Origin of the sequence: Bacillus sp. EKM420B (assembly GCF_011065565.1) — a bacterium.
Lineage (GTDB): Bacteria > Bacillota > Bacilli > Bacillales > Bacillaceae > Bacillus > Bacillus velezensis.
In genome coordinates this window covers 229,762-251,780 of record NZ_JAAMNX010000001.1, presented here as the reverse complement: position 1 = coordinate 251,780, position 22,019 = coordinate 229,762, and the positions used below count along the sequence as shown (strand labels likewise).

The 22,019-nt window shown below is 45.3% G+C and carries 22 protein-coding genes and 1 other annotated feature; of the genes, 2 read left to right on the top strand and 20 right to left on the bottom strand.

Going from position 1 to position 22,019, the window contains the following annotated elements; translation table 11 throughout:
• Positions 1-18: 18 nt before the first annotated feature.
• The 8 genes from spx to G9F48_RS01300 form a co-directional block, all read right to left on the bottom strand.
• A complete protein-coding gene (gene spx, locus G9F48_RS01335; RefSeq protein WP_003155034.1) occupies positions 19-414 on the bottom strand; it encodes a transcriptional regulator Spx in 396 nt (131 codons plus the stop codon).
• Between the two features lie 178 nt (positions 415-592).
• Entirely contained in the window at positions 593-1,171 is a 579-nt protein-coding gene (locus G9F48_RS01330) for a GNAT family N-acetyltransferase (RefSeq protein ID WP_003155035.1), read from the bottom strand.
• 117 nt (positions 1,172-1,288) lie between these two features.
• Entirely contained in the window at positions 1,289-2,476 is a 1,188-nt protein-coding gene (locus G9F48_RS01325; RefSeq protein WP_165408903.1) for a putative glycoside hydrolase, read from the bottom strand.
• Between the two features lie 106 nt (positions 2,477-2,582).
• Entirely contained in the window at positions 2,583-3,500 is a 918-nt protein-coding gene (gene oppF, locus G9F48_RS01320) for an oligopeptide ABC transporter ATP-binding protein OppF (protein WP_003155037.1), read from the bottom strand.
• The gene (locus G9F48_RS01315) at positions 3,493-4,569 is read right to left on the bottom strand and encodes an ABC transporter ATP-binding protein (RefSeq protein WP_061890535.1); all 1,077 of its coding nucleotides are present in this window, start codon (positions 4,567-4,569) and stop codon (positions 3,493-3,495) included. The genes oppF and G9F48_RS01315 overlap by 8 nt, the downstream gene beginning before the upstream one ends.
• A gap of 12 nt (positions 4,570-4,581) precedes the next feature.
• A complete protein-coding gene (gene oppC / locus G9F48_RS01310) occupies positions 4,582-5,499 on the bottom strand; it encodes an oligopeptide ABC transporter permease OppC (RefSeq protein WP_003155041.1) in 918 nt (305 codons plus the stop codon).
• A gap of 3 nt (positions 5,500-5,502) precedes the next feature.
• On the bottom strand, positions 5,503-6,438 hold the full coding sequence (locus G9F48_RS01305; protein WP_003155043.1) for an ABC transporter permease: 936 nt from the start codon (positions 6,436-6,438) through the stop codon (positions 5,503-5,505).
• A 106-nt stretch (positions 6,439-6,544) separates the two neighbouring features.
• Entirely contained in the window at positions 6,545-8,179 is a 1,635-nt protein-coding gene (locus tag G9F48_RS01300) for a peptide ABC transporter substrate-binding protein (RefSeq protein ID WP_069013066.1), read from the bottom strand.
• Between the two features lie 476 nt (positions 8,180-8,655).
• Positions 8,656-8,867: a binding site (T-box leader), on the top strand.
• Between the two features lie 55 nt (positions 8,868-8,922).
• Here G9F48_RS01300 and trpS point away from each other — a divergent pair.
• On the top strand, positions 8,923-9,915 hold the full coding sequence (trpS, locus tag G9F48_RS01295) for a tryptophan--tRNA ligase (RefSeq protein WP_014304785.1): 993 nt from the start codon (positions 8,923-8,925) through the stop codon (positions 9,913-9,915).
• Positions 9,916-9,948: 33 nt separating this feature from the next.
• Here trpS and G9F48_RS01290 read toward each other — a convergent pair whose 3' ends face one another.
• The 9 genes from G9F48_RS01290 to G9F48_RS01250 form a co-directional block, all read right to left on the bottom strand.
• On the bottom strand, positions 9,949-10,701 hold the full coding sequence (locus G9F48_RS01290) for a YjbA family protein (protein ID WP_014304784.1): 753 nt from the start codon (positions 10,699-10,701) through the stop codon (positions 9,949-9,951).
• A gap of 147 nt (positions 10,702-10,848) precedes the next feature.
• Complete coding sequence (opp4C, locus tag G9F48_RS01285; protein ID WP_070081623.1) at positions 10,849-11,763, bottom strand: oligopeptide ABC transporter permease; 915 nt, start codon at positions 11,761-11,763, stop codon at positions 10,849-10,851.
• A gap of 21 nt (positions 11,764-11,784) precedes the next feature.
• Entirely contained in the window at positions 11,785-12,735 is a 951-nt protein-coding gene (locus G9F48_RS01280) for an ABC transporter permease (protein WP_003155051.1), read from the bottom strand.
• Between the two features lie 66 nt (positions 12,736-12,801).
• The gene (locus tag G9F48_RS01275; RefSeq protein WP_003155052.1) at positions 12,802-14,430 is read right to left on the bottom strand and encodes a peptide-binding protein; all 1,629 of its coding nucleotides are present in this window, start codon (positions 14,428-14,430) and stop codon (positions 12,802-12,804) included.
• A gap of 77 nt (positions 14,431-14,507) precedes the next feature.
• The gene (locus G9F48_RS01270; protein ID WP_165408902.1) at positions 14,508-15,497 is read right to left on the bottom strand and encodes an ABC transporter ATP-binding protein; all 990 of its coding nucleotides are present in this window, start codon (positions 15,495-15,497) and stop codon (positions 14,508-14,510) included.
• Complete coding sequence (locus G9F48_RS01265; RefSeq protein WP_029325950.1) at positions 15,494-16,480, bottom strand: ABC transporter ATP-binding protein; 987 nt, start codon at positions 16,478-16,480, stop codon at positions 15,494-15,496. The genes G9F48_RS01270 and G9F48_RS01265 overlap by 4 nt, the downstream gene beginning before the upstream one ends.
• A 173-nt stretch (positions 16,481-16,653) precedes the next feature.
• A complete protein-coding gene (locus G9F48_RS01260) occupies positions 16,654-17,439 on the bottom strand; it encodes a DUF2268 domain-containing protein (RefSeq protein ID WP_121984160.1) in 786 nt (261 codons plus the stop codon).
• Positions 17,440-17,522: 83 nt separating this feature from the next.
• On the bottom strand, positions 17,523-18,761 hold the full coding sequence (gene fabF / locus G9F48_RS01255; RefSeq protein ID WP_003155056.1) for a beta-ketoacyl-ACP synthase II: 1,239 nt from the start codon (positions 18,759-18,761) through the stop codon (positions 17,523-17,525).
• A 22-nt stretch (positions 18,762-18,783) separates the two neighbouring features.
• Positions 18,784-19,722, bottom strand: coding sequence for a beta-ketoacyl-ACP synthase III (locus tag G9F48_RS01250; protein ID WP_007409122.1), 939 nt, complete (start codon positions 19,720-19,722; stop codon positions 18,784-18,786).
• A 166-nt stretch (positions 19,723-19,888) separates the two neighbouring features.
• On the opposite strand from G9F48_RS01250, the gene G9F48_RS01245 reads away from it, so the two are divergent.
• Positions 19,889-20,107: a hypothetical protein gene (locus G9F48_RS01245; protein ID WP_003155059.1), complete on the top strand. Its 219-nt coding sequence runs from the start codon at positions 19,889-19,891 to the stop codon at positions 20,105-20,107.
• Positions 20,108-20,136: 29 nt separating this feature from the next.
• Here G9F48_RS01245 and G9F48_RS01240 read toward each other — a convergent pair whose 3' ends face one another.
• The 3 genes from G9F48_RS01240 to G9F48_RS01230 all read right to left on the bottom strand — a co-directional run bounded on the left by G9F48_RS01240 (position 20,137) and on the right by G9F48_RS01230 (position 21,950).
• A complete protein-coding gene (locus G9F48_RS01240; protein ID WP_003155061.1) occupies positions 20,137-20,328 on the bottom strand; it encodes a ComZ family protein in 192 nt (63 codons plus the stop codon).
• A gap of 12 nt (positions 20,329-20,340) precedes the next feature.
• Positions 20,341-21,294 (bottom strand): BMP family ABC transporter substrate-binding protein, encoded by a 954-nt coding sequence (locus G9F48_RS01235; RefSeq protein ID WP_070081621.1) that lies wholly within the window; start codon positions 21,292-21,294, stop codon positions 20,341-20,343.
• A gap of 89 nt (positions 21,295-21,383) precedes the next feature.
• Complete coding sequence (locus G9F48_RS01230) at positions 21,384-21,950, bottom strand: hypothetical protein (protein ID WP_070081620.1); 567 nt, start codon at positions 21,948-21,950, stop codon at positions 21,384-21,386.
• Between the last annotated feature and the right edge of the window lie 69 nt (positions 21,951-22,019).

The window sequence follows — 22,019 nt, the reverse complement described above, 5'->3', positions numbered from 1 at the left end:
GCTTATCGTAAGCTTATATCAGTTAGCAAGACGCTGTGCTTCTCTTAATTGGAAAGAACGCACTTTTCTTGGCAGGAATCGTCTGATTTCATCTTCGTTATAGCCGACTTGCAGACGTTTTTCATCAATGATGATCGGACGGCGGAGCAGTCCCGGATGCTCATTGATCAAAGTATATAAGTCTTGAAGCGGCATAGATTCAACATTTACGTTCAGTTTCTGGAATACTTTAGAACGGGTAGAGATAATTTCATCCGTACCGTCTTCAGTCATACGCAGAATCTGCTTGATCTCATCAATTGATAACGGCTCGGAGAAAATGTTTCTTTCTACAAACGGAATCTCGTGCTCTTCAAGCCAAGCTCTTGCTTTTCTGCATGACGTACAGCTAGGTGATGTGTATAATGTAACCATTAATCTTCACTCCTCTAATTAGTAGGATGAACATGTTTGTATTCTCAAATTGAAATGACTTTAAAAAAGGAATCTTTATAGGTATTATACTATAAAAAAGTAAGTGTGAACAGTCTCCTGAGAAAAAAATGTGTCAATCCGGCAAATTTACGGCTGGCGGATTTTTCCCCATTCTCAATTAGCTCAGCTGATCGAAAATGTTTTTTTGTTTTTTCTCATCAATGACTTTGAGAACTTCATCCGTTTTTTCGTATGATTCTCCGTACCATTTTTCATCTTTATAAGTGTGAATGTTTTCATATGTCTGTTTCATCGCTTCAAATATTTCTTCTTCTGATTCCGTCTTAGGTGACCAGTACAGAATCTCCATTTTGTTCACTTCATTCGTAGCCAATGACCGGCGCCGATACCCGATTGACTGCGCGTGCTTGAAATGCTCTCTTTGATAAAAACGCAAGCGTTTCTGTGTATCCGTGTCATCCTCGTCAACAGGCTCCACCTCAAGCAGAATCGGCTTGTTCTTCTTTTTCAGTCTGCCGATCAGCTTGCTTCCGAGGCCTTGTCCTCTGGATTTCTTTGACACAAACAGGTAATCAATAAAGATGAAAGAGTCAAATTCCGCATACATCAGCACGTGGTACTGCCCCTCTTCTTTATGATAAACATCGCTTTGCTCCTTTAACAGAGCTTCCATATGCGCTTTTGATTTCATTTCTTCAATCGGAAAATATTCACTCAGCTTTTCGTACCAGTTCATTCATTTGCTCCTTATGGGTTCGTTGTCTTCACACTTTTAGATATACCCCATTTCCGATTGTTTAAACAATCTTACATCTATTAAGACGTGTGATCCCTTAACATGGTTTCAATTTTTTTAAAATGGTGTGTAATCGGCGTTTTTGGTATAACGGTTTGCCGCGTCCCACAATAAAAATTCGTCAATTCCTTCATCATGCAGCGCTTTAACCTGGTCTTCCACCTGGCGTTTCCCGTACTTTTGATAATTTCCGCTGCCGAGATATGATGCCGTGAAATCCTGAAGCCACGGACGCGATACAGGCCGGTGTTTCAGCTTAGACAGCTTTTTATTTTCCACCTTCGCATATTCTTTGACGACATTGTAAGGCTCAAGATCCGGTTTATCAATGCCGAAATAGCTTGTCCAATGGCTCGGATAAATCATGGATGAAATGACATCGACCTGGTCTGAAATTTTGCTGAAATTCTGGCCGATACCAGGCGCTTCCGGCAGCGTGGCTGAATAGCCGAAAATATCAACCGACACATCCGCGCCGTACGGCTGGAGTTTTTTCTTCGCATAACCGACAAAATCGGTGACGGCGTGAACGCGTTTTTGCACATTGCTGTCTGCTGTTTTCCCGTAATCGCCGTGTCCGTATGTCAGTTCGTCATCACGTTTTTCAAATCCTTCAGGAAAACGGACATAATCAAACTGAATTTCTTGAAACCCCATCTTTACGGCTTGTTTTGCAATCTTTACATTGTAATCCCATACTTCTTTCATAAACGGATTGACGAACGATTCTCCGCGGCCGTTTTTCCAGACACTTCCGTTTTTTTCTTTAAAGGACCACTCGGGCTTTTTGTTCGCGAGTTCGCTGTCTTTAAATACGACAATACGCGCGATCGGATAGATCTTTTTTTCCTCCAGCTTTTTCATCATCTTTTTTGGGTCTTTGATGTACGGCTTGGCGATTTTGGCATACTCAGAATGGCTGTCCGGCTTAAAGGTGAGGTTTCCGTTGTCGTCCTTGACATCAATCACCATTGTATTGAGCTCCGTTTTGTCCACAAAGTCTGTCAGCTCCCCGAATTTGCTTCCTCCCGCTGAATGTCCTGTGACGTAAATGCCCCGCACCTTATCAGGATGTGAAAAATGCAGCCCTGACGGATAAGCGAACCGTGCATTTGATTTCGGCAGTTCTTTTTCAGCCAGCGCTATTTTTACAAGCGGCTGCTCCTCTTTCACAGCGGCATGGGCCGGATAAGCGGCTGCACTGATAAACAGTCCCGCACAAATGGCGCACAAAATGGTTTTCATACTGATCTCCCCCTTTTTTTCCATTATAGAAAAACGGGAGCAGGCTTAATAAACATGAATGTGCGCAAAAAAATCCTCCAAGACTGAGTCTTGGAGGATGATACGTTTATAGATAGGTTTTAAATTCAGCTTCTGTGCACATGACAAAATGTCCCGGTTTCACTTCTCTGAATTCCATTTTTTCTCCTTCTTGGAGCTGATGAACTGCCGGGTCGTATTTCTTTCGCGTGCGATTTCTTTCATAGTCCGGATCAGGGAGCGGAATAGCGGACAGCAATGATTTCGTATATGGGTGAAGCGGGTTTTCGTAAAGCTCATCCGCCGGCGCAAGCTCCACCAATTTTCCGAAATACATGACGCCGATGCGGTCGCTGATGTATTTGACCATTGATAAATCATGGGCGATAAACAGGTAAGTGAGCCCTTTTTCTTTCTGCAATTCTTTCATTAAATTGACGACTTGCGCCTGAATGGAGACATCAAGCGCCGAAATCGGTTCGTCCGCGATGATAAACTCCGGATCAACCGCCAGCGCTCTGGCGATTCCGATACGCTGCCGCTGTCCGCCTGAAAATTCATGCGGGTAGCGGTTGGCATGCTCTTTATTTAAACCGACCGTTTCCAGCAGTTCGTGAACCCGCTGCATCCGCTCTTTTTTCGTTTTTGCCAGACGGTGAATATCTATTCCCTCGGCAATAATGTCGGCGACTGTCATTCTCGGATTTAAAGATGCGTACGGATCCTGGAAAATCATCTGCATTTTCCGGTTAAACTCCAGCAGCTTCTTGCGGGATTTTTTCCCATGGACATTTTCCCCGTTAAAGAGAACTTCCCCGCCGGTTGCCTCATACAGCCGGATAATACTGCGGCCCGTCGTTGATTTACCGCAGCCCGATTCTCCGACAAGGCCGAGCGTTTCGCCTTTATAAATATCAAATGACAAATCATCTACGGCTTTTACCGTTCCTTTCTGCGTGAAAAAATGCTGTTTTAAGTGTTTGATTTCGAGAAGTTTCTCAGTCATTTTTTTCACCTTCCTTCATTAAAACAGGATGCTGATACGTATTCGGAAGCTGACGGATTTTAGCCTTCACCGCTTCAGGCGGCTCGACCTTAGGCGCATCAGGATGCAGAAGCCACGATTTCACAAAATGCGTATCAGACACTTTATACATCGGCGGTTCCTGTTCAAAGTCAATTTTCATCGCATATGAGCTGCGGAGCGCAAATGCATCCCCTTTCGGAGGATTCGTCAGATCAGGCGGCGTGCCCGGGATGGCCGTCAGTTTTTCCTGATCGGTGCTGTCCAGACTCGGCATTGAGGCAAGCAGCCCCCACGTATACGGATGGCGCGGATCATAAAAGATTTCATCCACCGTGCCCGATTCGACGACCTGACCCGCGTACATGACGGCGACCCGGTCGGCGACATTGGCGACAACGCCGAGATCATGCGTGATAAAAATGATAGACGTATCAATTTTCTTTTGCAGATCTTTCATCAGCTCAAGGATCTGTGCCTGAATCGTCACATCAAGCGCTGTGGTCGGTTCATCGGCAATTAACAGTTTCGGATTTGCCGCAAGCGCCATCGCGATGACGACACGCTGTCTCATACCGCCTGAAAATTCATGGGGGAATTGGCCGATCCGTTTTTCGGGCATCGGAATTCCGACGAGATCAAGCAGCTCTATGGCGCGCTTTTTCGCCGCTTCACTTGAGATTTTTTCATGTTTGAAAAGCACTTCCGTAATTTGTTTGCCGACTCTCATCGTCGGGTTCAGAGAGGTCATCGGATCTTGGAAAATCATTCCGATGTCCTTTCCTCTTATAGTCTGCATTTCTTTTTCGGACATCGGCACGATATCACGTCCGTCAAAAAGAATCTGTCCTCTTTTAAAGTAGCCCGGCGGCATCGGAATCAGCTTCATAATCGCTTGGGAGGTCACACTTTTTCCGGAACCCGACTCCCCCACGATCGCCAGCGTCTCTCCTTTATTCAAATGGAAATTGACGCCGCGGATTGCCTGTACCTCTCCGCCGTATGTTTTAAATGAAATGGCTAAGTCTTTTACTTCTAGCAAACGTGTCACTCATATCACTCCTTATTTGCGTAACTTAGGATCCAGCGCGTCTCTTAACCCGTCGCCGACAACGTTAAAGCCGAACATCGCCAGGCAGATAAAGCCGGCAGGGAAGAACAGACGCCAAGGGTAATAGGTTAATGCAGGCAATCCGTCTGAGGCCATCGTTCCCCAGCTCGCAAGCGGCGCAGGTACGCCGAGGCCCAAATAACTTAAAAACGCTTCTGTAAAAATCGCGGTCGGAACCGTCAGTGTCATCGTTACGAGGATAGAGCCCATCGCGTTCGGGACGATATGCTTAAACAAAAGCCGGCCGGTTTTGGCACCGAGTGTCTGTGAAGCAAGCACATACTCCTGATTCTTTAATTGCAGCACCTGTCCGCGGACGATCCTCGCCATATTGATCCAGCCCGTGATCGTCATGGCGACGATAATGGTGAGCAATCCTTTCGGCAGGACAACCATCAGCAAAATAACCATTAATAATGAAGGAACAGCCCACAGAATGTCGGCGATGCGCATCATCACTTCATCTGTGCGTCCGCCGCGGAATCCGGAAATGCTGCCCCAGATTACGCCGATCAATAAATCAAGCACGGCAGCTGCGACACCGATAAAGATGGAAATCCGCGCGCCCACCCATGTCCGGACGAATATATCCCTTCCAAGGTCATCCGTGCCGAACCAATGATCTTTCGACGGCGCTTTATCCGCATTTAATAGATTGGTAGTGGCATAATCATACCTTGAAAAGATAGGCGCAAAAATCGCCATCAGAATAATAAGAACGATCAGTACGAACCCGACCATCGCAAGCTTATTGCTGCGGAAGCGGAGCATGGCGTCTTTCCAGAGGGAAAGGCTTTTTTTATTTATTTTTTCGGCATCGCCGGCATTAGCTGAAGCTGGTTCAAACATATTTTTAGGAATGTTCTGCATGGTCTAGGCTCCTTTCTTTGCTTTGGAAAGCTTGATTCTCGGATCGATTAATCCGTACAGCACGTCTACAATTAATACGCATAGAAGCAGGAGCACGCTGAAGAACACGGTAACTCCCATAATGACCGTATAATCACGGTTTGTAATGCTGTTTACAAAATGCGCGCCTAAACCGGGAATTCCGAAAATGGATTCAATGATGAAACTTCCCGTTAAAATGGATGCCGCCATCGGCCCCATATATGTCACGACCGGCAAAAGCGCATTTCGCAGCGCATGGCGCACGGTGACTGACGGACGGGAAAGTCCTTTAGCTTTTGCAGTCCGTATGTAATCGCTGTTTAACACTTCAATCATGCTTGAACGGGAGAGTCTGGCAATGAACGCCATCGGCATGGAAGCGAGCGCAATGGAGGGCAGAAAGGTGTATGCCCAGGATTCCCACCCTGCGACCGGGAACAGTTCTAATTTAATTGAGAAAATATATTGCAAAATCGTCGCCAATATAAAGCTCGGAACTGAGATCCCAAAGATCGTTAAAATCGCAATGGTATAATCCTGCCATTTATTATGGTACAGGGCAGCAAGCACCCCGAAAAGCACACCGAACGCTAAAGCGAGGAGAATAGCTTCTGCACCGAGAGTGAATGAGACGGGGAAGCCTGAATTGATTAAATCATTAACACTTTGGCCTTTATATTTAAAAGAAGGCCCGAAGTCCCACATCGCCACAGATTTTAAGTAGCTGACATATTGAACGAAAAGAGGCTTGTCCAGACCATAGTGTTCGTTTAAGTTTGCCTCAATTTCAGGCGGCAGCTTTCTTTCGCCGGAAAATGGTCCGCCCGGCGCTGCCTGCATTAAGAAGAACGTGGCGGTCACAATCACAAACAATGTGATGATCATGTAAATGAATCGTTTACCGATATATTTCAGCAAGGTGAACACCTCCATGTTTTTTACAATTTTATACGTAATCAGTAAGAAAGGTATATGGGGACATCCTCCCCATATACCTTGGGTCTTTTGTTTTCAGAACCGGCTTTTATTCAAAAGAAGCGTTTCTGAAGTAAACTTCGCCTGTTCCTGTCAAGATCACATTTTTGAGGTTTTTATCCTGCACCCAAGGATCCGTATAGAAATAAACTGGCGCGACCGGCATTGCGTCAATAAAGATCTTTTCTGCTTTTTTCAGCTCTTCGATACGTTTATCCGGATCCGTTTCAAGCTGAGATTGGTTCAGCAGCTTTTTAAACTCAGGATCTTCCCACCCGGTATCATTGTTTCCGCCTTCTTTATCACGGAACAATTCAAGGAAGTTGATCGGATCGTTGAAATCGCCGAGCCAGCCCATACGCGCGATTTGGTAGTTCTGGCTGTGCAGCTTGTCGATGTAAACATTCCATTCGGAGTTATCAAGCTCAACTTTGACGCCCAAGTTCTTTTTCCACATTTCCTGTACGGCCTGCGCGATTTTCGCATGCGCGTCATCCGTATTGTAGGACAGTTTGATCGCCGGAAGGTCAGAGGCATTCTTGACGCCTAATTCCTTCAGTCCTTTATTTAAGAATTCTTTAGCTGATTTGACGTCATTGTCTTTGAAATAACCTTTTGTGTTATCCTTGAATCCCTTCATTGACGGCGGCACCGCAGCCATGGCCGGGATTTGTTCGCCCTGCGTTACATTTTTCACGATGGACGAGCGGTCGATCGCATAAGCAAGGGCTTTACGGATGTTGACATTGTTCAGCGGTTTCTCTTCTGTGTTGAATTTGTACCAATACACGCCTGCGATCGGTTCAACGTGAAGAGATCCGTCTTTTTTCAATGTCGGCAGAGATTCAGTCGGAAGCTGGCCGAGCGGCATTCCTGCCCAGTCAAGCTCACCGGCCTGGAATTTTTTCAGTTCGGTGTTGTTATTGTTAATCATCACCATATTGATTTTCTTCAATTTCACAGCGTCTTTATCCCAATATTGATCGTTCTTTTCGAGCGTGATGGAACCGCTGTGTTTCCAGGCCGTCATTTTGAACGGGCCGTTTGACACATAATTTTCGCCCGCGTTTGTATTCCAGTTTTTATGTTTTTCCGCGATTTTCTTGTTGATCGGCATATACGTATAGAATGAAGTTAATTGCGTGAAATAAGGTGTCGGGTTATTCAGTTCAACCTTTAATGTTTTGTCATTTACGGCTTTTACGCCTACATCATCAATCTTGCCTTTTCCTGTATTGGCAGCTTCAGCGCCTTTGATGTAGTAGAGCTGATAAGCGTATTGTGATTCGTTGTTCGGGTCAAGCGCCCATTTCCATGCATATTCAAAATCCTGCGCCGTCACCGGGTCGCCGTTAGACCATTTCGCACCGTCACGAATCGTAAATGTATAGGTCTTTCCGTCTTTGCTTGTTTCAATTTTAGATGCCATTCCTTCTTCAGGCTCACCTTTGGAGTTTACGCGTGTCAATCCTTCAAAAGTCTGTCGGATTACGCCTCCTGACACGGAATCATTCGCTAAACCCGGATGCAGTGAGAACGGCTCGGTTTTAATATTGATATTAAGTGAAGTCTGTCCTTTGGTGTCTTTTTTACCGCCGCCTGATCCGCCGCTGAATCCGCCGCACGCACTTAATACAAGCGAGAAGATAAGCATCAAACCTACAATAGACCAACGCTTTTTCATGCACTAACCCCCTAATCAAATTTTTCAGCCTTTACTACTAAATACTCAGAAATATCAGACAAAATAACTTAATATTTTTCTAAACTTTAATTGTGTTCCGTCTTTTCTGATTATTTTATGTAAAGAAGCTGTAACAATAGAGTGAACAAGTTCATTATAATGAAATGAATAATTTATTGCAATACTATTTTCTCAATTTAAAATATTTAAATTTGGTCAGTTTTTCTGTCAAAAAGGTGATACACTTCTATAGTTTAAAGCATGACCTAACTAAATTTTTTTAATGTAATTTCCAGTTCATATTGCTTTTTACATATAATATTCGTTATACGAAATGTTGATATACGTTATCATTTAAGCATTTTCAGTTCTTTTTGAGGATTTCCACCCCTAAAGCAAACTGGAAATAAGCTTGTATTCCTCTGATGACATTTGGCTATAATTGATTTATAATAGATCAATCAAATACATTTGTTGTGATTGCGATGACGAAGAGTAGTACACATTTTCATCCGTTTGAAGAGAGTCTGCGGTGCTGGGAGCAGGTAACGGGCGATGTGGAATGGACTTCTGAGCAGCTGACCGAACGTTAGTAGGCCCAGCCGGAGCAGCCTCCGTTACCAACGTCTCGAGCGATTCCATTGTAATGGAATAATCAGGGTGGCACCACGGTTCATTCGTCCCTTTTTTCTACGGGAAGAATGGGCTTTTTTTATTATGTTTTAAGAAATGAGGTAAGAACTATGAAAAAAACGATTTTTTCAGGCATTCAGCCGAGCGGTTCCGTTACCCTCGGCAACTACATCGGCGCAATGAAGCAATTTGTTGATTTGCAGCATGACTACAACGGCTACTTCTGTATTGTCGATCAGCATGCGATTACGGTTCCGCAGGATCGGCTTGAACTGCGGAAGAACATCCGCAATCTCGCGGCTCTTTACCTGGCCGTCGGACTTGATCCCGAGAAAGCGACCCTCTTTATCCAGTCGGAGGTTCCCGCTCATGCCCAGGCGGGGTGGATGCTCCAATGCGTCGCATATATCGGCGAGCTTGAGCGGATGACGCAATTTAAGGATAAGTCAAAGGGCAAAGAAGCCGTCGTGTCCGGACTGTTAACCTATCCGCCGCTGATGGCCGGCGATATTTTACTGTACGGAACGGATCTTGTTCCGGTCGGAGAAGACCAAAAACAGCATCTTGAACTGACCCGCAACCTGGCGGAACGCTTTAATAAAAAATACAATGACATCTTCACGATTCCTGAGGTGAAAATTCCTGAATCAGGCGCGCGCATCATGTCACTGGCTGATCCGCTCAAAAAAATGAGCAAATCAGATCCGAACCAAAAGGCATTCATCACGCTGCTTGATGAGCCGAAGCAGCTCGAGAAGAAAATCAAGAGCGCCGTGACTGATTCTGAAGGCATTGTAAAGTATGATAAAGAAAACAAACCGGGCGTTTCTAATCTTTTGACGATCTATTCTATTTTAGGAAACACATCAATTGAAGAATTAGAAGCTAAATATGAAGGCAAAGGGTACGGTGAATTCAAAAGCGATTTAGCCGAAGTCGTTATCGGCGCATTGACACCGATCCAAGAGCGCTACCGTGAATTAATTGAGAGCGACGAGCTTGACCGCATTCTCGACGAAGGGGCGGCGCGCGCAAACAAAACGGCCGGCAAAATGGTGAAGAAAATGGAAAACGCCATGGGTCTCGGACGGAAAAGAAGATAAAGAAAAGAGGCGGGAGAATCCCCGCCTCTTTTTTTAGTTCACTTTTGATTCCTGTTCCATTTCCCAAAGCTTTTCGAAAAACGGCTGCCCTTTAATCAAATTTTCACAGAACGCAAGATGTTTATCCGACCAGCCTTCAATTGTTTCATTGTAAAGCATGTCCCAGATCTCTTCAAAACTCATCCGTTTGATCTGCTCATACATATGCGGATTCCATTCCGTGTACCAATACACAATTTCCGCACGGTTTTTCAGCCCTTTCAGCTGGTCGAGCGCCATAAACATCAGCTGCTTGATCTGCCGCTCTTTTCTCGTCAGACCTCTGACATGCTCCGGCGCCAATGACAAAATGTGATATTCCTTTGAAGACTCCAATTGCGACGGCTCAAATTGAAACGATTCCGGTTCTACATCCTTTACCATTTCATAAACAAGCTGCTCCTGTCTCGGAATCAGGCGGCTCTTTCTGACCGGAATGGTATACCCGATCGTATCCACGGCAATGATGCCGATCCCGTCTGTCACGACAAAACAGTACTCCAGCTTTGTCCGCTCGTGATTTTTTCGCACGTATGACTTCTGGTGGACTTGGTCAAGCAGCTCTTTCGGAAGCTCTGATAAGTCGTTTTCTATGTAATGAAATAATACCGACGGCACTCTGAGCAGCGGCGTCTGATCCAAAAGCTCAACCGTGTCTTCCTTCCGCCATTCGTGAAAATGGCATACATTGTAGCCGTTTTCTTCCCCTTCAAACCAATTGACCCATACATCATGAAGAAATAACATATTCGACCCCTCACTTTATAAAAACTGTTGTCCACAGTATAGGCAAGGGATAGATAAATTATTCCATTTCAATATGAGATTTCCGTATTACGGAGCTGGATTTCCGACTGCATTGCAACAAAAAAATCTCCCGTTCCGTCCGGGAGATCATTTCACATTTTTCGGATCAAGCGCATCACGCAGCCCGTCTCCGACAAAGTTGAAGCACAATACGGTAAGAAGGATCAACAAACCCGGGAATAACGGGTACCACCAAGCCTGAATCATAAGCGTAAAGTTCTGTGCATCCTGAAGCATATTGCCCCAGCTTGCGATCGGGGGCTGAATCCCGAAACCGAGATAACTTAATGTAGATTCCGCCAAAATAACCGTTCCCACCTTTAATGTGGCTGAGACGATAATCGGTCCGAGCGCATTCGGCAATATATGAGAAAAGATGATGTGATGATTTTTTGTACCGATCGTCTTTGCAGCTAATACAAACTCTCTGGAACGAAGCGATAAAAACTCCCCTCGGACAAGGCGTGCCGTTGTTGTCCAGCCTGTAAGGGAGAAAATTAAAATTAATTTATCCATTCCGGGCTGAAAAATCGTAACAAGTGTAATAAGCAAAAATATATCAGGTATGGATAATACGATATCAACGGTTCTCATGAGAACGGCATCGACAAACCCTTTAAAATATCCGGCAACGGCTCCGACAACTGTCCCGATTGTAATCGCGCCGATCACAGAAGCGAATCCGACAAGCAAGGAAACGCGCGCCCCGTACAGAACCCTCGTAAAGATGTCTCTTCCGAATTTATCAGTTCCCATTAGATGTTTTAAGCTCGGCGGCTTCAAACGATTGATGAGAGATTGACTCTCCGGAGAGTAAGGAGCGATTACCGAAGCGAATAAAGCTGACAAGATAATGATGGTTAATATAACGGCTCCGATTACAGCTAGTTTATTTTGAAAGAACTTTTCGAAAAAAATCTTCGTCATTGTTTCCGGTTTGGATTGAATATTTTCCTTTAATTTCACATCGCTGGGGGGTGTGCCGGTATTTGGCTGTAACATTTGAACTCTCACCTCTCTTTGTTAATATTCAATGCGGGGATCAACCAGCGCATATAAGATGTCCGCAATTAAATTCCCCACTACAACCAAAACAGCTGAAATGACCGTCATGGCCATGATAACCGGATAATCCCGTGAAAAGGCTGAATCAATAAACAATTTGCCGAGACCCGGCCAAGTAAAAATCTGTTCTACCACTACCGCTCCCCCGATAAATGACGGTATCATCAAACCAAAAATAGTGATGACAGGAAGAAGTCCGTTTCTCAAACCGTGTTTAAAAATCACTTTATTATCTCGGAATCCTTTCGCACGCGCCGTTCGTATATAATCCTGTTTTAACACATCAAGCATACTGGATCTTGTGTATCTCGTTATCCCTGCCATGTCTGCCGTGGCGAGCACAAAAGCAGGCAAAATCAAGTGATGCAATCGGTCAAATATGTTAAAGTCAGCATTCAAAGTGCTTACTCCGCCAGTGGGAAACCACCCCAGATTTACAGATAAAACCATGATTAAAATCAAACCGAACCAAAAATTCGGAATGGCAAGCCCTAAAAATGAAGTAACAGTTATCCCGTAATCCAATTTTGAATAAGGACGTTTCGCTGACAGAACACCAAATGGAATAGAAATCAGAAGAGCGACAAGGGTTGAGAAAAGCATAAGCACAATCGTATTCGGTAAGCGGGATAAGATAAGTTCAGAAACCGGAGTGCCTTTCTTGACGATAGAAGTCCCAAAATCCCCTTGCAGCATATTCCCCAGCCATTTCACATATTGAACAGGTTCCGGATCATTCAACCCGTATTTTTCAATGAATTTCGCCCTGTCCGCTTGACTGATTGTAGGGTCCATCATAAGTGACATCGGGTCTCCCGGCGCTGCTTTCATGATGGCAAACGACAAAATTGTAATGCCTAAGAGAATCGGCAAGGACATTAATGTTCGCCGTAAAATATATGTAACCATATTCTTGTCCCCTTTTTAAATAGGATAAGAGAGGAAAGGAACCTCCTTCCCTCTCCAGGGCTTTTGCTATTTTTGATCCAGCCACCATTTTTCAATATTGTACAAGTCATTTTTAGGGTGGAATACATAGCCTTGTAAATTATTCGGCATCGCTCTGTGGTAATTGTAATAGAATAAGAAGCTGTACGGCTGATCTTCAGCAATCAATTTGTATATCTCTTCATATTTCTTTTGATATTCTTTTCTGTCTGTAATTGTCTTCGCTTCTTCAAGCAGCTTATCGACTTTCGGGTTTTTATACCAGATATTATTCAGCCCGTTTTTCGATTGGCTTGAATGGAAGATAGAGAATTGATCCGGGAACGTTGCAAGACTCCATCCGAGAAGAAGAGCGTCATAATCCCAATTAGGGGCACTTGTCTGTTCGATTAACGCGCTGAATTCAACAATTCGCGGTTTAGCCTCGATTCCCACTTCTTTTAATTGCTGCTGAACGACAACAGCTAAATCTTCACGAATTTTATTGCCTTGATTCGTTTTAATTTCAAATGAGAATTTTTTTCCGTCTTTATCAAGGTAGCCGTCACCGTCATGGTCTTCCCATCCGGCTTCTTTTAGCAGCTGCTTTGCTTTTTTCGGATTATAATCAAATGTCGGCACTTTAGACTTCGGATAATTCCATGACAGCGGACTCTCAGGAACATCCGCTACCTTACCGTCTCCGTTCAGCACTTGATCCACCATTGCCTGCCTGTCAAGAGCGTAAGTCAATGCCTGACGCACTTTTTTGTCCTTAAAAAGCTCTTTTTTCTCATTCCAGCCGATATAGCTGTAGTTTAAGCCAAGATCAGATTTGACCTTCACGTTTCCAAACGTTTTAACCGTATCAAAATCTGTGCCCGGCACAACGAAGAAATCAATATCTCCCGCTTTTAACTGGGCCACAGCCGCGTTAGAATCAGGAATTGTTTTGACTGTCACTGTATCAAGGTAAGGTCTGCCGCCAAAGTAATCATCATTTGCTTCCAGTTTGACATACTCGCCTTTTTTCCACTCAACAAACTTAAACGGACCGGAGCCGATTGGATTTTTACGGTTAAATTCATTCTCTCCCAGATCTGCAACCGGCACCTTACCCAATATATGTTTTGGCAAAATGCCGTAACTGTCGAGAACGACATTATAGAAATAGGCATCTTTTTTCTTCATTTTAAACTGAATTTCATATTTTCCTTTTTTCGTTACGGATTTAAGGGACTCAAAACCCGAGCCACGCTCACCGTTGTAATCCTTGTTAAGAGGGATGCTGTAGGTGAAAACAACATCATCGGCCGTCAGCTCTTTTCCATCATGGAATTTAACGCCTTTTTTCAGTTTTACATCATACGTTAATCCCCCGTCAGCTTCTGTTACTTTTTCAGCCAGCGACGGCTTGACGTTTAATTTCTCATCCGTTTCCAATAATGTGCTGTAAATCATGCCTTCAATATCAGAACTTGCAACATCGGTAGAATAAAGTGGATTAAAAAGTGTGGGTTCCCCGGTTGACCCGACAACCAAATCTCCGCCTTTTTGCGGTTTTCCTGCCGGTTTGGATTCGGTGCTTGTGGATTTTGAGCCGGAGCAGGCTGACAGGAAGATGGCGAGCGCCATAAAAACACTTAGCATCATCAGTGCGCTTTTACGTAATTTCATATCAATTCCCCCTTTGTGATATATATGCAGCAAACTGGTTATGTAATCCGGCAGACCCCCTCTCGATGCTTGTCATTTCAGGCATATAAATGGCAGGCGACATAATGGCCGGGAGCGGCTTCTTCAAATGCCGGGACTTGTTCTTTGCAGATCGGTTTGGCCATCGGGCACCGCGTATGGAACACGCAGCCTTTCGGCGGGTTTGCCGGGCTTGGCAGTTCTCCTTTCAGGATGATTCGTTCCCGCTTGACGGCGTCTTTTTTTCTCGTGACGGGCACTGAAGACAAAAGCGCTTGCGTATAAGGGTGAAGCGGATTGCCGTACAGCTCGTGTTTATCGGTCAGCTCCATCATTTTTCCCAGATACATGACGCCGACTCTGTCGCTGATATGGCGGACAACACTCAAATCATGAGAAATAAACAAATAGGTCAGGTTGAATTCATCCTGCAGTTCTTCCATCAGATTGATGACTTGGGCCTGAATGGAGACATCGAGTGCGGAAACGGGTTCATCCGCAATAATCAGCTCGGGATTCAACGTCAGAGCCCGCGCAATCCCGATCCGCTGGCGCTGTCCTCCGGAAAATTCGTGCGGATAGCGGTTTGCAAAGCTCGGGTGAAGGCCGACTTTCGCCAGCAGCTCCTCCACTCGCTCGTTCCGCTCGCTCATGCTGTACATATGGTGAGTCTGGAACGGCTCTTTAATAATGGAACGCAGCGTTTTCCTCGGGTTAAGGGATGCGAAGGGATCTTGGAAGACCATCTGGATGTTTTTGCGGATGCTTTTTCTCAGCTTTTCTTCAGATAAGCCGGAGATATCCTGACCCTTAAAAAGAATCCGGCCGTCTGTCGGCTTGTATAAACGGATCATCGTCCTTCCCGCCGTTGATTTGCCGCATCCTGATTCACCGACGATGCCGAGCGTCTCCCCGCGCTTCAGTGAAAAAGAAACGCCGTCAACAGCCTTTATATCACCGACTTTCCTTTGAAAAAAACCGGAGCGGATCGGGAAATATTTTTTTACGTCTTTCAGCTCTAAAATCGTTTCTTGGCCTGCAGCTGTCATTTTGATTGGGCACCCTCTTCCTCATATAAAAAACATCTTACAGAACGGCCGCTTTCATGCGTTATCAGCTCCGGCTGCCCTGTTTTGCATTTGTCCATCGCTTTTGAACACCTCGGGGCGAATCGGCAGCCTTCCGGAAGATTATCCGGTGTCGGGACACTGCCTTTGATCGCTTTTAATGTATCAATCTCTCCATCTATCACCGGTATGGAGTTTAACAGCCCTTCGGTATACGGATGAAGAGGGTTTAAAAATAAGTCCTCCACACTCGCACTCTCTACGACTTGTCCGCAATACATAACGATCACCCTGTCGGCGGCTTCGGAAACCACACCTAAATCGTGAGTGATCAGCAGAATGGAAGTATCGAATTTTTTGCAGAGGTCTTTCATCAGCTCCAATACTTGGGCTTGTATCGTCACATCAAGCGCCGTCGTCGGCTCATCAGCGATCAGAAGCTTCGGATTGCAGCTGAGCGCAATGGCGATCATCACCCTCTGTCTCATCCCTCCGGAAAGACGGTGCGGATATTCTTTCATTACTTGTTCCGCTCTGGAGAATCCGACGAGTTCTAGAAGCTCGACGGCTTTTTTAGCCGCTTCTCTTTTATTCATTTTTTTATGGTATTCGAGCACTTCGGTAATTTGTTCGCCGATGGTCAGCACCGGATTCAGGGAAGTCATGGGCTCCTGAAAGATCATAGAGACGTCATTTCCGCGGATTTTGCAATATTCGTTTTCGGTGAAGGAGGCCAGGTCCCTGCCTTCCAGCTTAATCGAGCCGTCCATAATTTTTCCGCCCGAGCCTTGGACAAGTCCCATAATAGAAAGCGAGGTGATGCTTTTGCCCGAGCCGGATTCTCCTACAAGAGCGACGGTTTCGCCTTTGTTAATGTGAAAATCAACCCCGTCGACTGCGGGGATCGGCTGTTTCTTTCTGAAAAAATAGGTCTTTAAATTATTCACTTCTAATAGTGTGCTCATGATACGCCCCTTTCTCATTCCGCTGAAGCAGAGGGAAACATACGTTTCGCTATCACAAAATATAGAATAGTCGAAAAATTTTATAGTTGTATATTATTACATCATTATTACAAAAGCAAGAATTTTTTAGGATAAATGTAATATCCTCAAATAATTTCCATTCTTTTAATCTATTAAAGCGTTGCCTCCAGAAAGGTTTTGGAAGGGATGGCCAATGCTTCTTTTACTGTTTTTTGATGATCGGTTAAATATTTTTTTACTATATTGAATCCGACGGCATAGCCGAGCATTGAGGGGAAGTATCCTTTTCCGTATAACAGCTGGGAAAACATTCTGCTGTCTCTCGTTAAGCGGAGGTTCGGCTTGACTCTTTTTTCAAACAGAAAATCAAGCTGCTCAGGCGTATAGTAGGACGTCCATTCCGCCGTAAGACTTGAGCCGAACCGCTCATATACAGCATATTCTGCCAGCCCCTCCATCATGATTGTATCAAGAAATGTCTCATCTTTTTCGTCCTTTGTCACATGTTCTAACCGGCAGACGTGATTATATTCATGTGTCATAAGGGCGGATACAGCTGAATTGGAACTATCCGACGATAGAAAGAGGAACATTTTGTCCCGAAAGGCCAGACCGGATTTTGATCCGAATTCCTGACGGATTTTCCGGTTTCGTTCATCGACGGGCAAAACTACGATCGGCACGTCCGGCCCGTTCCACTTCTCCTTTAAATAGACTTCCTCCTTTTGAATATGGCTGTAGCATCCTTTTTCTTTCAGCCGTTTACTGGTCCTAACACCGTCCTTCAGATGGCGGAACATGCCGTGGTTTTGCAGCATCCCGAGTATCGGCTTCCACTCTTTCTTATCGGCCCCTGAAAAAAGCGGCAAAAGATGCGGGGCCAGGTCATTTACGGATGCCGCCTTTTCCATCCATTGATATGTCTGCTTGACGCTCATACCGGTTCGCCTCCTCTTGTTGTTATCATATGCACGCACAAAAAAACCGGCCACCTTTTTCAGGCAGCCGGTCAAAAACTGTATTATTGATATTTTTTAAAGATCAAAGTGGCATTATGTCCGCCGAAGCCGAGCGAGTTGCTGAGGACGATGTTGACATCCTGCTCGCGCGCTTTGTCCGGTACATAATCTAAATCACACTCTTCATCAGGTGTTTCAATGTTAATCGTCGGCGGGATAATGCCGTCTTTAATTGCCATGACGGAGAAGATTGCTTCAATTCCTCCGGCAGCGCCTAACAAATGACCCGTCATTGATTTTGTCGAACTGACGGCAAGCTTGTACGCATGATCACCGAAAACGGTCTTAATGGCTTTTGTCTCGTATTTATCATTGTAGTACGTGCTTGTGCCGTGAGCGTTGATGTAATCAATTTCTTCAGGCTTGATGCCCGCATCTTTGATTGCTTCCTGCATCGCTCTCGCACCGCCTTCCCCGTCTTGGGCAGGCGCGGTAATGTGGTAGGCGTCACCCGTTGAGCCGTAGCCGACAATTTCCCCGTAGATTTTCGCACCGCGGGCAAGGGCATGCTCAAGCTCTTCAAGCACGACGATCCCCGCGCCTTCTCCCATGACAAAGCCGTCACGGTTTTTATCAAACGGGCGGCTTGCCGTTTTCGGATCAGGATTTGTAGAAAGGGCTTTGTTTGCGCTGAAGCCCGCAAATGACATTCTTGTCAGCGGCGCTTCCGTTCCGCCCGTAATCATCGCATCGGCATCGCCGCGCTGAATGACTTTAAACGCGTCACCGATAGAGTTCGTTCCCGTCGCACATGCCGTCACCGTACAGGAGTTGACTCCTTTTGCTCCGAGAGCGATTGAGATTTGGCCTGTCGCCATATCCGGGATCATCATCGGAACAAAGAACGGGCTGACCCTTCTCGGCCCTTTTGTCAGGAAGATTTCGAATTGGGATTCAAGCGTTTCAAGACCGCCGATTCCGGATCCGACCCAAACGCCGACTCTCGGCGCGATCTCGTCTGTGATGTTCAGACCGGCATCTTGAACGGCCATTTTCGCGGCTACGACTGCATATTGCGTGAAGCGGTCCATTTTTCGCGCTTCTTTTTTATCCATGTGATTTTCAATATTGAAATCTTTCAGTTCAGCAGCTACTTTCGCCGGATACTCGTCCGATTCCACACGTGTGATCGGTCCGATTCCGGATACGCCGCCGATTGCGTTTTTCCAGCTTGTTTCGGCGTCGTTTCCAAGCGGAGACAGGGCTCCAAGCCCTGTAACGACTACTCTTTTTTTACTCATCTTGTGTGCACCTCACCTTTTTTTATCGTCCCCAGCGTATTGCTATGGCGCCCCATGTCAATCCTCCGCCGAAACCGACCATGACGATGACGTCGCCGTCTTTAATTTTGCCTGCTTCCAGTTCCTCTACTAATGAAATCGGAATGGATGCTGCGGATGTGTTTCCATATTTATGGACTGTTTTAGACATCTTTTCAACCGGAAGCTCCAAACGTTCCCGTGCCGCTTCCATGATGCGGATGTTTGCCTGATGCGGAATCAAAAAGTCTACGTCCTCTTTGGAGAGGCCGGCTTTTTCAATAACATTTACACTCGATTCACCCATTTGCCGGACGGCGAATTTGAATACTTCTCTTCCATGCATGATTGTATGCCCTTTTTCATCTAAGTACAAGTGCTGACCGCCTGTACCGTCTGCTCCGAGCTCAAATGACAGTATGCCTCTGTCGTCGCTGACCGGTCCGATGACCGCCGCTCCGGCTCCGTCTCCGAACAGCACAGCCGTATTACGGTCGTCCCAGTCGGTAATGCTTGAGAGCTTTTCCACGCCGACCACGAGGACATGTTTGTATGTTTGCGATTCAATGAATTGTTTGGCGGTTACGATACCGTACATAAAACCCGCACATGCGGCGCTGATATCCATCGCGCACGCTTTTTTGGCCCCGAGCTTCTCTTGTATCATACAGGAAACGGTCGGGAAAGACTGGTCAGGAGTAACCGTCGCCACGAGGATCATATCAAGCTCCTCAGCGGAAATGCCGGCCTGATCAAGCGCTTTTTGAGCAGCCTCGGCGGCCATGCCGGATGAATACATATCTTCCGCGGCGATTCTTCTTTCTTCTATACCTGTTCTCGTACGAATCCACTCGTCCGATGTATCTACCATTTGTTCAAGATCATGATTTGTCAGCACTTTTTCCGGGATGTAACGGCCGACGCCAAGAATTCCAGCTTTCATTGGAAAGACTCCTTTTTTATAATGAATTTAAAACTAATTAGTTATGATCAATTATTAGTATCAGGTACTAATTCTACCCTATTTTTTTTCTGTTGGCAATATATTCGTCTAAACTATCGGACGCTGCTCCTCATAGAATAAAAGGAAGACGAAAGGAGGCTTCACTATGGATATTTTCTCCAAAATGATGTTCGGCGATTCCAGAGACCGGGATAAAGAACCGGAAGAAAACCCGGAGCAGCCTCAGGCTGAAAACGAAGAAGAGATCGATTACAACCACGTGTTGAATCAGCTGGGGTCCATCATGAACTCCCTGGATCAATTAAAGCCCGTATTTAAAGACTTTGCGCCGATGGTGTCCGCCATAAAGAAAAAAATCATGTGAAAAGCCACTTCATGAAAAAGTGGCTCTCTTTATTTATTCAGCTCCCCGGCATCAGATCTGCCAAGCTCATACGCTTCCGCCATGACCGATGTAAACAGGTCCATAAACGGCTGAATCATTTCCATAGACAGATCTATGCCGGATTTCTCAAGCTCCGCCTTTGCTTCCGGCAGGTATTTCATCGCGATCTGCATAAATTCAAGAGACTTTTCATGCTGCATGTGTATCCACCTCTATTCATTTGACGGCAGTTCATTTGTTTGGTTATACGTTTTTACAAGGTCTGAGATTTTGTCTTGAAACGCTTTGTCCACCAGCGGGCTGAACGTCCCCATTTCAACGACTCCTTCCCTGAAATCAAAGTCGTGATCTCCGCTCTTGAGCGTACCTTTATTATATTGCTCGGCAATTAATGTATAGGCTTTATCTACGTTTTGCACCGTGCTTGTCAGCACCGTGTTTTTGCCGAGATTCGATTGCTCGGCGACATAGCCGATGGCGTAAAGCCCGTCTTTTTTGATTTGCTGAATGACAGGAACATTATACCCGTCTCCGGCCGGATATACAACATCCGTGCCTTCCGCTTTTAACTTCTCGTAAAGATGCAGCGCTTCATTGCCGTTATCCCAGTGGTCCGTAAATTCAGTATTGACGGTGATATCAGGCTTTTCATATTTCGCCCCTTTGATAAAGCCGTCTACTTCAGGCTGCCACAGAAAGGAGGCGATGACACCTACCTCATTGGTTTTTGACATATGGGCGGCCGTCATTCCCCCGAAAAAGCCCATTGCTTCTCCCATAAGGTGAACGCTTGTGACATTATCGCTTTTCGCCGTTCCGTTTGCGACGACGAATTCCATGTCGGGATAATCCTTGCTGATCATATTGAAGATTTCCTCGTATTCATTTCCGTGCCCGTATAAAAGATTGACTCCTTTTTTATGAAAATCATCTATCGCTTTTAAAATATCTTCATCGGATCTGATATTTTCTTTATAATAAACGTCAACGTTAAATTCAGATTGTATCGCTAATAAACCTTTGTAACCTTTTGTGCCCCATACCAAGTCACTGATGGTATCGGGAAAAAGCATTCCGACCTTCTCAATTTTTCCTTTAAACGGAGTTTGTGCGCATCCGCTCAATAAAAGGAGGACAGAAAAGATCATGACAAGCCTGGTGATCAAGCCATGTTCAACCCCTTTTCAAACTCATAACATATATAATTGATATACGTTTATTGTAGCGGTAATGCACATAACATGGAAGGTATTTCTTAAAAAATGTCGAATATTGATGAAAATTGTCTTTTCCATTCTTTAATTTTTTCTTCCGCTTCTGTTTTTTGCGTTTTTTCTTTTATTTCCAGGGTAATAATCTGATTTTCGTCTTCTGTGCCGTCAGCCTCAAGCTTATTCATCAGCCCGCAGACCGCGTCTTCTAAAAAGATCCTGCTTTCGCCATCTTCTTTTTCTTCCGTCCACGGACCGTAAAGGGGAGGAAGGATAATCGCTTTTGCCGTATCCCGCTGACCGTTTTTTTCCCAGTCTCCTTGATCCTCACTGTAAACAATCCAATATAAAGGCTCAGCCCTTTCTTCGGGCAGACACCCGCTCCCGTATTGAACGCAGATACGATCGTATTCCTTTTCACCTATTTCATCTATTATTTGAAAAAGCCCGTTTCTCGCGAGCCACATTAAACGTTCTTCTAAATACAGCTGCCTCGTTTTATCCTCCGGTTCTGCCAAAATGACATCAACGTGCACACCCTCATCCATCAACCGTTCGCACAATGAAAGGCCGAGAAATTCATCTGCTCCAATGATCAGCGCTGTTTTCATCACATCTGCCGCCTTTCCGGTTTTTCATTCACACACAAGCCAAACAGCCCTCTGAAAAGAGATGGCTGT